This window comes from Streptococcus sp. 2106, assembly GCF_013277315.1.
GTDB lineage: Bacteria > Bacillota > Bacilli > Lactobacillales > Streptococcaceae > Streptococcus > Streptococcus pseudopneumoniae.
On sequence record NZ_VMMS01000016.1, the window covers coordinates 1 to 14,533 of the forward strand.

A 14,533-nucleotide genomic window follows, 5' to 3' on the forward strand; every position below is an offset into this window, starting at 1 on the left:
CTACACTGCTTAAATTGGTCAAATGAACTTTTTTACAACCATAAAAAAGAGCACTTAATCGTACTCTTCTCTTTTAAGGATTAGTTGAATTAATTCAAATCCACTAGTTCTCCTGTTTCTAGGTAGACTAGGCGTTCACAAATGTTAGCAATGTAATCAGCGAAGCGTTCCAGATGCCCTATGATATAAAGGTATTGAGTTCCATTGGGAATTGAGGTTTCTTGGTCTTTCATAAGTCCAATGATTTCCTTTGATAAGGCATAATAATATTGGTCAATCTGTTCATCTTTTTGAGCAATACTAATAGCTTTTGAGGCTTGGTGCAAAGGAAAGGCAACCAATAAATCGGCTAGCATGCTGAGGGATAATTTACCCATTTGGTGTAACTGTTCTTCGCCAGGGGCTAGTTGATTTTCTTTTAGTTGCAAAACAGCTTTGGCAATGCCTGCCATATGGTCTCCCATACGTTCAAGGTCTGAACAAGAAGACATGATGCTAATCACAAATCGAAGGTCAGACACTTGTGGCTGCTGCAAGGCCAACAAACGGGCACAGGTCAATTCGATAGCGCTTTGACCTTGGTTGATAGCATGATCCTTATTGATAATTAGCTCTGCCATCTCCTTGTCTTTGGAGGCTAAGGCCAGTAAGGCTTTTGAAGCTGTTTCAAGGACAAGTTGTCCTAGTCCTAAAAAGGATTGTTCTAATTCATGCAATTCTAAATCAAATTGATTTCTCATAGGTTTTTCCTTCCTTATCCGAACCGTCCTGAAATATAGTCTTCTGTGCGCTGATCTTTTGGATTGGTAAACACGTCAACGGTATCTCCAAATTCGCAAATTTCTCCTGTTAAGAAAAAAGCAGTTTTATCTGAAATACGTGAAGCTTGTTGCATGTTATGGGTAACAATGATAATCGTATAATCCTTTTTTAGTTGCTGAATGAGGTCTTCAATTTTTAAAGTGGAGATAGGGTCTAAGGCTGAAGTCGGCTCATCCATTAACAGAATATCAGGTTCTACTGCTAAAGCTCGCGCAATGCAAAGGCGTTGCTGCTGACCGCCTGATAAGGACATGGCGCTCTTTTTAAGATTATCTTTGACTTCGTCCCAAATGGCTGCCCCTTTTAAAGATTTTTCCACTAAGGCATCTAATTGTTTTTTGTCTCGAATACCATGTGTCCTTGGACCATAAGCCACGTTATCATAGATAGACATGGCAAAGGGATTAGGCTGTTGAAAAACCATCCCTACACGCTTACGTAGCTGATTAAGGTTGAATTTGCTACTATAAATATCTTGCTCATCTAAGAGGACTTGGCCTTCAATATGGCAAGAAGGAACCAAATCGTTCATCCGATTAAGGGTTTTTAGAAAAGTTGATTTACCACAACCAGATGGGCCTATCAAGGCAGTAATCTGTCTTTCTGGTAATTGAATCGAAATATTTTTTAAGGCTTGAAAGTCCCCGTAAAATAAGTCTAGGTGTCTGACTGAAAATGTTCCCATACTAGGAAGCTCCTTTCACAAGTTTTCGAGATAATAAGCTTGATAGAGTATTTATCATTAAAACAGTAATAATCAAAATCACGCCGGTAGCATAGGCTTCATTGACATGTAGCCCCTCACTTGACAGCATATACATATGTAGGGCTAGAGAACGGCCTGAAGACATGAGACTACTTGGCGTATTGGTAGAGGTACCTAATGTATACATGAGGGCAGCTGTTTCACCAACGATACGGCCAATAGCTAGTATCACTCCAGCTAAAATACCTGGCATGGCAACTGGTAGAACAATTCTAAAAACAGTCCGTAACTTACCTGCCCCAAGTCCATAACTTGCTTGACGCATGCTATCACTAACAGATAAAAGGGCTTCTTCTGTTGAGCGAATAATGACTGGCAACACCATGATAACTGAGGTTAAGATTCCTGATAACAGAGAGTATTGAAAACCTAAGAAGACTACAAAGAAGAGCATGCCAAACAGACCAAAAACAATGGAAGGAATCCCAGACAAGGTATCTGAGGCCAATCGCATAATTTTAACACAAAGGGAATCTTTTTTTGTATATTCCACAAGATAAAAACCAGCAAAAATCCCTATGGGCAAGGCTAAAAGAAGAGCACCAAAAACCAGAATAACGGTGGAAATAATCGCTGGCATAAGGGAAATGTTCTCAGAAGTATAAGTCCAAGAAAAGAGGGATAGACTTAGATGAGGTAAGCCTTTGATGAGGATAAAACCAATGATTAAAAAGAGAGAGCCAAAGGTTAAAGCTGAAAAACAATAAACGAGAAGTTTTAGCAGGTATTTACTCATAAGATGATTTTCCTTTCAAGTAGGCAAAGTAGGCATTAATCAAGAGAATAAGGAAAAAGAGAACTGCTGAGGTTGCAATAAGGGCTTCCCTATGCTGACCTGATGCGTAAGCCATTTCCAGAACAATATTGGTTGTTAAGGTTCTGGTTCCTGAAAAGAGTCCGCTTGGAATAATCGGCTGGTTGCCTGCCACCAAAATAACTGCCATGGTTTCGCCTACTGCGCGACCGATTCCTAAAATAACTGCTGATAAAATACCAGATCTCGCAGCTGGCAAGATGACACTAAAAATACTCCGTTCATGACTAGCTCCTAGAGCCAAGCTGCCAGAATAATACGTTTTGGGAACTGTTCGGATAGCAGATTCTGACAAACTGATAATGGTTGGCAAAATCATTATTCCTAATAGTAACGAAGCGGTTAGGACACTCATGCCATTTCCTAAAAAGCTTCTAATCCAAGGCACCAATAATTGTAGGCCGAAAAAACCATAAACAATAGATGGAATGGCCGCCATCAAGTTGATAGCTGATTTTAAGAAGCCATAGACGGGCTTTGGACAATAATAAACCATAAACACCGATGTCAAGATGCCTGTTGGCACCCCAATCACAATCGCTCCTAAGGTAATTAATAAGGAACCAACGATCATTGGTAAAATACCATAGCTTGCCGGAATGTTCGTTGGCGACCAATCACTGCCTAATAAAAAACGGGCAAAGCCGTAGTTAGCCATGAAAGGTAAGCCATTACTAAAAATAAAGAAACAGATTAGCAAAATAGCTACAACAGCTACTGTTGCACTCATGAAAAAAATTGCCCTAAAAACTGCTTCTTTGAAGGCTTGTTTTGTCACATCTTGTCCTTTCTAGTGAAGAAAGTAAGGGAGATACGACACCTCCCTACTTGCCTTCTTTATCTTATTGTACGATGAAACGTCTGCATCTCTTTAGAGATTTATGGAGCAAACATTTTATTTAATCTTGTCCCAGGTGGTTAATTTGCCACTAAAAACGTCTGCAAGTTCAGCCATACTGACTTGGCTTGCCTTATTGTCATTATTGACCACAACAGCAATACCGTCTAAAGCAATAGCATCATGGCTGAGACTCTCACCTTCTTCAGGAGTTAATTCCCTAGAAACCATACCAATATCAGCGGTTTTCTCCTTAGCAGCGGTAATACCTGCTGAAGAGCCATTAGAGGTAATATCAATCGTAACTTCTGGATTTTCTTTTTTATAAGCTTCTGCTAATTTTTCCATTAAAGAAGATACTGAAGTGGAACCTACAACAGACAACTTGCCTGATAAGTGTTGGCTTGTATATTCTGTGGTTTCGGTTTTAGCTTCAATAAATTTATTATCTGTGACCACTTGTTGACCTTGTTTGGAGTGGATAAAGCTGATAAAATCTTGACCTAGCTTGGAAAGATTAGAAGACCAAACAATGTTGAAGGGACGTTGAAGAGGGTATTTACCATCTAAAACTGTGTCTCGACTAGCCTTGATACCATCAATCTCTAAAGCCTTGACAGATTTCGTTAAAGATCCCAAGGAGATGTAGCCGATAGCATTAGCATTCCCTTGAACTGCTGAGAGAACACCTTCTGTGCTATTTTGAATCACAGCTGTTTTGGCAGTGTTGTCAATTTTTTTATCACCGTCTTTTTTGAGAATCCCTGTGATTTCTGTGAAGGCACCCCGTGTTCCAGAGCCATTTTCTCGTGAAATCACCTCAATCGTTTCTGAAGCTGACTGTTTGGAAGCAGATGACTGATTGCCACAGGCAACAAGCCCAAATCCTGATAAGCCAATGGCTGCAAGAGTAAGCATTTTTTTGAATTTCATAATAATCACCTTTATTTCTATGTATTTTTCTTGTGTAGGATTACTACACTTATAGTCTAACAAGTCTTTGTAAAGGTTTATCCCTGATTCATGTAAAGATTGTGTAAAGAATCAAAAAAAGCCACTTTTGAAAAGTGGCTGCTCCTAAAAATAGCTTTAAAAATTATTAGTCCTGTGCGAAAGATTGGTTAGGAAGAAAAATCGTGAAGCAACTGCCTCTGCCAAGCTGACTCGTCACCGTGACTTGGCCACCTAATAATTGACTAAGTTCTTTGACAATAGCAAGGCCAAGACCAGTGCCACCAGTTTGTCTGCTTCGACCTTTATTAACTCGGTAAAAACGTTCAAAAATACGATCCTGCTCTAATTGACTAATACCAATCCCTGTATCTGACACAGAAATCTTAATGCCTTCGTTCACCTTTTGGGTCTTGACCTTAATTTTTCCCCCTTGTTCAGTGTAACGGATGGCATTGGTTAAAAGATTGAGTAAGATTTGGGAAAGTAATTGACTATCTGATACGAGGGTGACATCATCTGGCACCTGCACCTTTAGCTGTAAATCCTTCTTCTTGAGCTGAGGTTGCAAGCTTTGAGTCAAATCCTGTACAAATTCTGCCAAAGAAAGGGTCGTCCATTGTACAGGCATTTGTTGAGCCTTAGATAAGGTAAGAAGATGCTCAACAATATGCTCAAGACGCAAGCTTTCTTTGTAAATAATGTCTAGAAAGTCATCCTTGAGCGCTTCTTCTTCAACTGACATCCCCTTAATGGTTTCAGCAAAGCCCTTAATCGAAGTAACTGGTGTCCTCAATTCATGGGAGGCATTTGAAACAAAGGCTAAATTTAACTTTTCATAAGTTCTAATCGTTGTTAAATCATATAGCAAGACGAGCACAGCTTCCACAGATTGGGTGGGGCTAAAAACGGGAACTGCTGTCACTTCTAAAATCAAGTCACCCTCATGAAACCCACTTACTTCTTGTTTTAACCTTGTTTTTTGATCAAAGGCTTGGTGAACTAAATTCCGAATATCCATCCGTTTGAGGTCATCAAGTGAACTTATGTCGCCGTCCACATCGGGAAAATAATGAGGCAGAGAGCGACTGGATAATAACATCTGACCTTGAGCGGAAACTAAAAACGTCCCCATGGTTAGGTGCGACAGAAGAACCTCCATTGTTTCGGCTAGGTCCTTGTATTGCTGATCCTGTTGGGAGACTTTGGTTTTTAGGCCAGACACATACTGAGCCAAAGACTTTAAGTCTTCTTGCCCTTTTTCTAAAAAGTATTCACTACTGGTCAAGAGAGGTTGGTGCAAGGTCTCAAAAGCAACTTCCCATTTCCAAAGGCAAAAGAGCCAGTAGCTACCTAGTCCCAAAGAAAGGGCTAGAAGAAAGAGACCGATGCCTTTACTGATCCAAGTTAATGCCATCCCTGCAATCAGAATGAGGCTAACACTTAGATTGACTAGCCAAAATTGAAGGTAGCGTTTCATCTATAACTCCTTGAACTTATAACCATAACCCCGAATGGTTCGAATAAATTGAGGGGCTTTAGGATTGTCTTCAATTTTTTCCCTCAACTTACCAATATGAACGTCCACCAAACGTGTTTCCTGCCCAAAGTCATACCCCCAGATACGTTCCAAAAGACGCTCTCTAGTCAGTGTCATGTTGGGATGTTTCATAAGATAGAGCAAGAGTTCAAATTCTTTTGGGGTCAAACTCAGTAACTTATTCGCCTTGTAGACTTCATGACGCTCAGGGTATACTTTCAAGGTCCCAAATAGCCAAGAATCGTCAGCGATATTATCTGAATCATCTCCTTCTTGTTCTCCTTTAGTTCGCCTGAGGACAGCCTTGACACGCGCCAGCAATTCTCTAGGGCTAAAAGGCTTGGTCAGGTAGTCATCAGCCCCTAATTCCAAGGCCAAAACCTTATCAAATTCATCACTTTTCGCAGAAACCATCATAATTGGAGTTTTGACGCCTTTGGCTCTCAGCCGCTTACAAACTTCTATGCCATCTAATTGTGGTAACATGATATCAAGCAAGATAAAATCAAAGGGTTCTGTTTCTGCCAAAGCTAAGGCCTTCCGTCCATTTGTTACCAATTGAGTAGAAAAGCCTTCCTTACTTAAATGGTAGTCAAGCAATCTCAGAATGTGTTCTTCATCATCCACTAATAAGACTTGTTTTGTCATCTATTATCTCCTATTGGTAACATTATAACACAATTATCAGAAATCCTAACATTGCTAAATCAGATTAAATTTGCTTATCAAGACTAGGATCTGGTCAAACGCTCAATCATCTCCTTGTGCTCTAGATAGGTCGCCAGTAGATCTACCCTTTCAAATAATTCAAAATCCTCAAATTCAAAACCAGGAGCAACAAGACAAGAAACCAGAGCATAATCCTTATCAACTTCAAGAACTCCTCTCAGTTCTGAGGACACGGTAATGATTGATGCGACGGAAGTAAAAATCAATCGTCCTAAAAAACAATTAGCGAATGATTCTGGTAAAAAGAAATGCCACGCTATGAAGGCTCAGGCGATTGTCACAAGCCAAGGGAGAATTGTTTCTTTGGAGATCACTGTGAACTATTGTCATGATATGAAGTTGTTCAAAACGAGTCGCAGAAATATCGGACAAGCTGGTAAAATCTTGGCTGACAGTGCTTATCAAGGGCTTATGAAGATATATCCTCAAGCACAAACTCCACGTAAATCCAGCAAACTCAAGCCGCTAACAGCTGAAGAGAAAGCCTATAACCATGCGCTATCTAAGGAGAGAAGCAAGGTTGAGAACATCTTTGCCAAAGTAAAAACGTTTAAAATGTTTTCAACAACCTATCGAAATCATCGTAAACGCTTCGGATTACGAATGAATTTGATTGCTGGTATTATCAATCATGAACTAGGATTCTAGTTTTGCAGGAAGTCTATTATTTGGTTAGGTGAATTAGTGAAGTGTTTAGGCAAGTGTCTCTGGTTACGACGTAAAGAAACATAAATCGATAATATTTATGTTTCTTTACTAGTGAAGCGTCTAAGCAAATCCCTGATAGGATTTGGCGTTAGTTGCTTAGACTACTTTACAATAAAGTGATTAAAAGATTACGACATGAACCAAACCAAATCGATATTATTTGGTTTGGTGAATTAGTAAAGCGATTAGGCAAATCGCCATAGTTACGACGTCATGGTCTCTAAATCGATTATATTTAGAGACCATGACTAGTGAAGCAGTTAGCTAGTCCGCATATAAGCGGCTAGCGTCTAACAATTAGGAACTTTAGTTCCAATAACTTTAAGATTACGACGTTTTAGGACATAAATCGATAATATTTATGTCCTAAAACTAGTGAAGCGCCTAGCCAAATCCCTGATAGGATTTGGCGTTAGTTACTTAGACTACTTTACAATAAAGTGATTAAAAGATTACGACATGAACCAAACCAAATCGATATTATTTGGTTTGGTGAATTAGTAAAGCGATTAGGCAAATCGCCATAGTTACGACGTCATGGTCTCTAAATCGATTATATTTAGAGACCATGACTAGTGAAGCAGTTAGCTAGTCCGCACATACGCGGCTAGCGTCTAACAATTAGGAACTTTAGTTCCAATTGTTAGTACTGAATCACATCTTCTCAGGTGCTTCTACTCCAAGCAAGCGAAGGGCTTCTTTGAGAACGACTGCGGTTGCGTAGCTGAGGGCTAGACGGCTGTCGCGTTCTGGGCTTTCATCCAAGATACGTGTATGTGCATAGTATTTGTTAAAGGATTGAGCCAGGCTAATTGCAAATTTAGCAATGATAGAAGGTTCAAAGTTATCTGCCGCACGGTTGATAATACGTGGGAAGTCTTGAATGAGTTTAATGATTTCCCAGCTTTCAGTATCATTCAAGCTATAGTTGCCAGCTGTTTCTGGTTTGAAGTCTGCTTTACGTAAGATCGATTGGATACGAGCATAGGCATATTGAACATAAGGACCAGTTTCACCCTCGAAGGATACCATAGCTTCTAGGTCGAAATCGTATCCATTTGTACGGTCGGTCTTGAGGTCATAGAACTTAATGGCTCCTACCCCGACAGCATGGGCTACCTGATCTTTATTTTCAAGTTCAGGATTTTTAGCTTCAATTTGGGCTTTTGCACGACTAATAGCCTCTGCAACAGTGGGCTCTAGCAAGATGACATTCCCTTTACGGGTAGAGAGTTTTTTCCCTTCTTTTGTAACCAAACCAAAAGGAACATGAGTAATGTCGTCACTCCAATCGTAGCCCATCTCTTGCAAGACAGCTTTGAGCTGTTTAAAGTGGGCAGATTGCTCTTGACCAACTACGTAGATAGATTTAGCAAATTGGTATTCGTTTTTACGGTAAAGGGCTGCAGCCAAGTCACGTGTGATATAGAGAGTTGCACCATCAGATTTTTTGATAAGGGCTGGATGTTCAATTCCATATTTCTCAAGATTCACAACTTGGGCACCTTCTGATTCAACAAGAAGGCCTTTTTCAGAAAGAATGTCTACAACTGCATCCATCTTATCGTTGTAGAAGGCTTCTCCGTTATAGCTGTCAAAATCAACCTGCAATTCATTGTAAAGGCGGTTAAATTCCACCAAACTTTCATCACGGAACCATTGCCAGAGAGCGAGGGCTTCCTCATCTCCATTTTCCAGTTTACGGAACCATTCGCGTGCTTCTTCATCCAAGCTAGGGTCATTTTCAGCCTCAGCATTGATGCGGACATAGAGTTTAAGAAGTTCATCAATTGGATGAGCTTTTACAGCTTCTTCGTCGCCCCATTTTTTGTAGGCAACAATCAACATCCCAAACTGTTTACCCCAGTCTCCCAAGTGGTTGACCTTGACTGTTTGATAACCGATTTTTTGGAAAATATGTGACAAGCTATCTCCGATAACAGTTGAGCGTAGGTGGCCAATAGAGAATGGCTTAGCGATATTGGGACTAGACATGTCAATAACAACATTTTCTTGTTTACCAATATTTTGGTCAGCATAGTGTTCTTTTTCAATGATAACAGCTTGCAATACTTGAGCAGAAATGGCAGATTTATCAAGGAAAAAGTTGACGTAAGGTCCTGTTGCAACAACCTGTTCAAAGGCTTGGCTGTTAATTTTTTCAGCCAGTTCAGCCGCAATCATTTGAGGTGCTTTACGTTCGACTTTTGCAAGAGAAAAAGCGGGGAAAGCGATGTCTCCCATTTCTGAGTTTTTAGGGGTTTCCAGTAAATTTAAAATAGCCTCTTGGTCCAGGCTATCAATGATGCTAGCCAATTCGCTAGCAATCAATTCTTTTGTATTCATTAAGAGCTCCTTTTTGGACTTTTCTACTATTTTATCACAATTTTAAAGAAAGAAGAAAAAATTTTTGAAATCTCCTATTTTTTTGGTATAATATAGTTATAAAAATAGTTATAAATATTCACATAAGAGGATTTTATGAGAAAAAGAGATCGTCATCAGTTAATAAAAAAAATGATTACTGAGGAGAAATTAAGTACACAAAAAGAAATTCAAGATCGGTTGGAGGCACACAATGTTTGTGTGACGCAGACAACCCTGTCTCGTGATTTGCGCGAAATCGGCTTGACCAAGGTCAAGAAAAATGATATGGTGTATTATGTACTAGCAAATGAGACAGAAAAGATTGATTTGGTGGAATTTTTGTCTCATCATTTAGAGGGTGTTGCAAGAGCAGAGTTTACCTTGGTGCTTCATACCAAACTGGGAGAAGCTTCTGTTTTGGCAAATATTGTAGATGCAAACAAGGATGAATGGATTTTAGGAACAGTTGCTGGTGCCAATACCTTATTGGTCATTTGTCGAGACCAGCACGTTGCCAAACTCATGGAAGATCGTTTGCTAGATTTGATGAAAGATAAGTAAGGTCTTGAGAGTTGCTCTCAAGACTTATTTTTGACAAGGAGAGACGGACAATGGCGACAGAAAAGCTATCACCTGGCATGCAACAGTATGTGGAGATTAAAAAGCAATATCCAGATGCGTTTTTGCTCTTTCGGATGGGTGATTTTTATGAATTATTTTATGAGGATGCGGTCAATGCTGCGCAGATTCTGGAAATTTCCTTAACGAGTCGCAACAAGAATGCCGACAATCCGATTCCTATGGCGGGTGTCCCCTATCATTCTGCCCAACAGTATATCGATGTCTTGATTGAGCAGGGTTATAAGGTGGCTATCGCAGAGCAGATGGAAGATCCTAAACAAGCGGTTGGGGTTGTGAAACGAGAAGTTGTTCAGGTTATTACGCCAGGAACAGTGGTCGATAGCAGTAAGCCGGATAGTCAGAATAATTTTTTGGTTGCCATAGACCGCGAAGGCAATCAATTTGGCCTAGCTTATATGGACCTGGTGACAGGGGACTTTTATGTGACAGGTCTTTTGGATTTCACACTGGTTTGTGGGGAAATCCGTAATCTCAAGGCGCGCGAAGTGGTGCTGGGCTATGACTTGTCTGAGGAAGAGGAACAAATCCTTAGTCGCCAGATGAATCTGGTACTTTCCTATGAAAAAGAAGGCTTTGAAGACCTTCATTTACTGGATTCACGATTGGCAGCTGTGGAGCAAGCGGCATCTAGTAAGCTACTCCAGTATGTTCATCGGACTCAGATGAGGGAATTGAACCACCTCAAACCTGTTATCCGCTATGAAATCAAGGATTACTTGCAGATGGATTACGCGACCAAGGCTAGTCTGGATTTGGTTGAGAATGCTCGTTCAGGCAAGAAGCAAGGCAGTCTTTTCTGGCTTTTGGATGAAACCAAAACAGCCATGGGTATGCGTCTCTTGCGTTCTTGGATTCATCGTCCCATGATTGATAAGGAACGAATTATCCAACGTCAGGAAGTGGTGCAGGTCTTTCTCGACCATTTCTTTGAGCGTAGTGATTTGACAGACAGTCTCAAGGGTGTTTATGACATCGAACGTTTGGCTAGTCGTGTTTCTTTTGGCAAGACCAACCCAAAGGATCTCTTGCAGTTGGCGACTACCTTGTCTAGTGTGCCACGGATTCGTGCGATTTTAGAAGGGATGGAGCAACCTGCTCTAGACTATCTCATCGCACAACTGGATGCAATCCCTGAGTTGGAGAGTTTGATTAGCGCAGCGATTGCTCCTGAAGCTCCTCATGTGATTACAGATGGTGGAATTATCCGGACTGGCTTTGATGAGACTTTAGACAAGTACCGTCGCGTTCTCAGAGAAGGGACTAGCTGGATTGCTGAGATTGAGGCTAAGGAACGCGAAAACTCTGGTATCAGTACGCTCAAGATTGACTATAATAAAAAGGATGGCTACTATTTCCATGTGACCAATTCACAACTGGGAAATGTGCCTGCTCACTTTTTCCGCAAGGCGACGCTGAAAAACTCAGAACGCTTCGGTACCGAGGAATTAGCTCGTATCGAAGGCGACATGTTGGAGGCGCGTGAGAAGTCAGCTAACCTAGAGTACGAAATTTTTATGCGCATTCGTGAAGAGGTCGGCAAGTACATTCAGCGTTTGCAGGCTCTAGCTCAAGGAATTGCGACCGTTGATGTCTTGCAAAGTCTGGCGGTTGTAGCTGAAACCCAGCATTTGATTCGACCTGAATTCGGAGATGATTCGCGAATTGATATCCAGAAAGGACGCCATGCTGTCGTTGAAAAGGTTATGGGGGCTCAGACCTATATTCCCAATACGATTCAGATGGCAGAAGATACCAGTATTCAACTGATTACAGGGCCCAACATGAGCGGGAAGTCAACCTACATGCGTCAGTTAGCCATGACGGCGATAATGGCCCAGTTGGGCTCTTATGTGCCAGCAGAAAGTGCCCATTTACCTATTTTTGATGCTATCTTTACCCGTATCGGAGCAGCCGATGATTTGGTTTCAGGCCAATCAACCTTCATGGTGGAGATGATGGAGGCCAACAATGCCATTTCGCATGCAACAAAGAATTCCTTGATTCTTTTTGATGAGTTAGGTCGTGGAACTGCAACTTATGACGGGATGGCTCTTGCCCAGTCCATCATCGAATACATCCATGAACATATCGGAGCTAAGACCCTCTTTGCGACCCACTACCATGAGTTGACTAGTCTGGAGTCTAGTTTACAACACTTGGTCAATGTCCACGTGGCAACCTTGGAGCAGGATGGGCAGGTCACCTTCCTTCACAAGATTGAACCAGGGCCAGCTGATAAATCCTATGGTATCCATGTTGCCAAGATTGCTGGTTTACCGGCTGATCTTTTAGCGAGAGCGGATAAGATTTTAACGCAACTGGAGAGTCAGGGGCAAGAAAGTCCTGCTCCTATGAAACAAACAAGTACTGTCTCAGAACAAATTTCACTCTTTGATACGACTGAAGAACATCCTATCCTAGCAGAATTAGCTAAACTGGATGTTTACAATATGACACCTATGCAGGCTATGAATGTCTTGGTCGAGTTAAAACAGAAACTATAAAGAGAAAATTACTAGTCATTCTAGCTGTATCAAGGAGACTTCTTTGACAATCCCCCACTTTTTTGCTAGAATAACATCACACAAACAGAATGAGAAGGAGCTGACGCATTGTCGCTCCCTTTTGTCTATTTTTTAAGGAGAAAGTATGCTGATTCAGAAAATAAAAACCTACAAGTGGCAGGCCTTGACTTCGCTTCTGATGACAGGCTTGATGGTTGCTAGTTCACTTCTGCAACCGCGTTATCTGCAGGAAGTCTTAGACGCCCTCCTTGCTGGAAAATATGAAGCTATTTATAGTATCGGGGCTTGGTTGATTGGTGTGGCCGTAGTCGGTCTAGTTGCTGGTGGACTCAATGTTGTCCTCGCAGCCTATATTGCCCAAGGAGTTTCATCTGACCTTCGGGAGGATGCCTTCCGTAAAATCCAAACCTTTTCTTATGCTAATATTGAACAATTTAATGCGGGAAATCTAGTCGTTCGCATGACAAATGACATCAACCAGATTCAGAACGTGGTCATGATGACCTTCCAAATTCTTTTCAGACTTCCCCTCTTGTTCATCGGTTCCTTTATCCTGGCGGTTCAAACCCTACCTTCTCTGTGGTGGGTGATTGTTCTCATGGTAGTCTTGATTTTTGGCTTGACTGCTATCATGATGGGTATGATAGGGCCTCGTTTTGCCAAGTTTCAAACCCTTCTTGAGCGCATCAATGCCATTGCCAAGGAAAATCTGCGCGGTGTTCGTGTGGTCAAGTCCTTTGTCCAAGAAAAAGAGCAATTTGCTAAGTTTACGGAGGTTTCAGACGAGCTTCTCGGTCAAAATCTTTACATCGGTTATGCCTTTTCAGTAGTGGAACCCTTTATGATGTTGGTCGGCTACGGGGCGGTTTTCCTCTCGATTTGGCTAGTTGCTGGGATGGTTCAGTCGGATCCGTCAGTTGTTGGTTCTATTGCTTCCTTTGTCAATTACCTGAGCCAGATTATCTTTACCATTGTTATGGTTGGATTTTTGGGAAATTCTGTCAGTCGTGCCATGATTTCTATGCGTCGTATTCGAGAAATTCTGGATGCAGAGCCAGCCATGACCTTCAAGGATGTCCCAGATGAAGAGTTGGTCGGAAGTCTTAGCTTTGAAAATGTGACCTTTACCTATCCAATGGATAAGGAACCGATGCTGAAAGATGTGAGCTTTACTATTGAACCTGGTCAGATGGTTGGTGTCGTTGGAGCGACTGGTGCAGGAAAATCAACCTTGGCTCAATTGATTCCACGTCTCTTTGACCCGCAGGAAGGGGCTATCAAAATTGGAGGCAAGGATATTCGAGAAGTGAGTGAAGGAACTCTGCGTCAAACAGTTTCTATCGTTCTCCAACGTGCCATTCTATTCAGTGGAACCATTGCAGATAACTTGAGACAGGGTAAGGGAGATGCTACTCTATTTGAAATGGAACGCGCAGCTAGTATTGCCCAGGCTAGTGAATTCATTCATCGTATGGAGAAAACCTTTGAAAGTCCAGTTGAGGAACGAGGAACCAACTTCTCAGGTGGACAAAAACAAAGGATGTCGATTGCGCGTGGGATTGTCAGCAATCCACGTATTCTGATTTTTGACGATTCGACCTCGGCCTTGGATGCTAAGTCAGAGCGCCTGGTTCAAGAAGCCTTGAATAAGGACTTGAAGGGAACAACAACCATTATCATCGCGCAAAAGATTAGCTCGGTTGTTAATGCAGATAAAATCTTGGTTCTAGATCAAGGACGATTGATTGGTCAAGGTACGCATGCAGACTTGGTTGCCAACAATGCTGTTTACCGTGAAATCTACGAAACACAGAAAGGAAAGGAGGAGTAA

General features: G+C 41.4%; 11 protein-coding genes and 2 pseudogenes. 4 read left to right on the forward strand and 9 right to left on the reverse strand.

What is annotated here, in order from left to right:
• Window positions 1–89: 89 nt before the first annotated feature.
• The 8 genes and pseudogenes from phoU to HT723_RS01775 all read right to left on the reverse strand — a co-directional run.
• Window positions 90–740, reverse strand: a complete 651-nt coding sequence (phoU, locus tag HT723_RS01740) for a phosphate signaling complex protein PhoU (protein WP_172934503.1) — start codon at window positions 738–740, stop codon at window positions 90–92.
• 14 nt (window positions 741–754) lie between these two features.
• Entirely contained in the window at window positions 755–1,507 is a 753-nt protein-coding gene (gene pstB / locus HT723_RS01745) for a phosphate ABC transporter ATP-binding protein PstB (protein WP_000536446.1), read from the reverse strand.
• 1 nt (window position 1,508) lies between these two features.
• Window positions 1,509–2,324 carry a phosphate ABC transporter permease PstA gene (gene pstA / locus HT723_RS01750; RefSeq protein ID WP_000049768.1) on the reverse strand — a complete coding sequence of 272 codons (816 nt, stop codon included), beginning with the start codon at window positions 2,322–2,324 and terminating at the stop codon, window positions 1,509–1,511.
• Entirely contained in the window at window positions 2,317–3,180 is an 864-nt protein-coding gene (gene pstC, locus HT723_RS01755) for a phosphate ABC transporter permease subunit PstC (protein WP_000165892.1), read from the reverse strand. Before pstC ends, pstA begins: the two co-directional genes overlap by 8 nt.
• 117 nt (window positions 3,181–3,297) lie before the next feature.
• Entirely contained in the window at window positions 3,298–4,173 is an 876-nt protein-coding gene (locus HT723_RS01760) for a substrate-binding domain-containing protein (protein WP_172934504.1), read from the reverse strand.
• A gap of 166 nt (window positions 4,174–4,339) precedes the next feature.
• On the reverse strand, window positions 4,340–5,671 hold the full coding sequence (locus HT723_RS01765; protein WP_172934505.1) for an ATP-binding protein: 1,332 nt from the start codon (window positions 5,669–5,671) through the stop codon (window positions 4,340–4,342).
• The gene (locus HT723_RS01770; RefSeq protein WP_000166478.1) at window positions 5,672–6,379 is read right to left on the reverse strand and encodes a response regulator transcription factor; all 708 of its coding nucleotides are present in this window, start codon (window positions 6,377–6,379) and stop codon (window positions 5,672–5,674) included.
• A gap of 83 nt (window positions 6,380–6,462) precedes the next feature.
• A pseudogene (locus HT723_RS01775) lies at window positions 6,463–6,603 on the reverse strand (cupin domain-containing protein); the annotation flags it as partial.
• Here HT723_RS01775 and HT723_RS01780 point away from each other — a divergent pair.
• Window positions 6,596–7,108, forward strand: a pseudogene (locus tag HT723_RS01780) (transposase); the annotation flags it as partial. The pseudogenes HT723_RS01775 and HT723_RS01780 overlap by 8 nt on opposite strands.
• Window positions 7,109–7,822: 714 nt before the next feature.
• Here HT723_RS01780 and argS read toward each other — a convergent pair.
• Window positions 7,823–9,514 (reverse strand): arginine--tRNA ligase, encoded by a 1,692-nt coding sequence (argS, locus tag HT723_RS01785; protein ID WP_172934506.1) that lies wholly within the window; start codon window positions 9,512–9,514, stop codon window positions 7,823–7,825.
• Between the two features lie 135 nt (window positions 9,515–9,649).
• Between argS and argR the strand changes: the two genes are divergently transcribed.
• From argR to patA, 3 genes are all read left to right on the forward strand, one after another.
• Window positions 9,650–10,096, forward strand: a complete 447-nt coding sequence (gene argR / locus HT723_RS01790; RefSeq protein WP_023939905.1) for an arginine repressor — start codon at window positions 9,650–9,652, stop codon at window positions 10,094–10,096.
• A gap of 50 nt (window positions 10,097–10,146) precedes the next feature.
• Window positions 10,147–12,681, forward strand: coding sequence for a DNA mismatch repair protein MutS (gene mutS, locus HT723_RS01795; protein ID WP_172934507.1), 2,535 nt, complete (start codon window positions 10,147–10,149; stop codon window positions 12,679–12,681).
• A 145-nt stretch (window positions 12,682–12,826) separates the two neighbouring features.
• Window positions 12,827–14,533 (forward strand): multidrug efflux ABC transporter subunit PatA, encoded by a 1,707-nt coding sequence (gene patA / locus HT723_RS01800; RefSeq protein ID WP_172934508.1) that lies wholly within the window; start codon window positions 12,827–12,829, stop codon window positions 14,531–14,533.

Excerpts from the sequence above, each read along its gene's own strand:
- phoU (WP_172934503.1), bottom strand. The coding sequence starts at position 740 with ATGAGAAATCAATTTGATTTAGAATTGCATGAATTAGAACAATCCTTT.
- pstB (WP_000536446.1), bottom strand. The coding sequence starts at position 1,507 with ATGGGAACATTTTCAGTCAGACACCTAGACTTATTTTACGGGGACTTT.
- pstA (WP_000049768.1), bottom strand. The coding sequence starts at position 2,324 with ATGAGTAAATACCTGCTAAAACTTCTCGTTTATTGTTTTTCAGCTTTA.
- HT723_RS01760 (WP_172934504.1), bottom strand. The coding sequence starts at position 4,173 with ATGAAATTCAAAAAAATGCTTACTCTTGCAGCCATTGGCTTATCAGGA.
- HT723_RS01765 (WP_172934505.1), bottom strand. The coding sequence starts at position 5,671 with ATGAAACGCTACCTTCAATTTTGGCTAGTCAATCTAAGTGTTAGCCTC.
- HT723_RS01770 (WP_000166478.1), bottom strand. The coding sequence starts at position 6,379 with ATGACAAAACAAGTCTTATTAGTGGATGATGAAGAACACATTCTGAGA.
- argS (WP_172934506.1), bottom strand. The coding sequence starts at position 9,514 with ATGAATACAAAAGAATTGATTGCTAGCGAATTGGCTAGCATCATTGAT.
- argR (WP_023939905.1), top strand. The coding sequence starts at position 9,650 with ATGAGAAAAAGAGATCGTCATCAGTTAATAAAAAAAATGATTACTGAG.
- mutS (WP_172934507.1), top strand. The coding sequence starts at position 10,147 with ATGGCGACAGAAAAGCTATCACCTGGCATGCAACAGTATGTGGAGATT.
- patA (WP_172934508.1), top strand. The coding sequence starts at position 12,827 with ATGCTGATTCAGAAAATAAAAACCTACAAGTGGCAGGCCTTGACTTCG.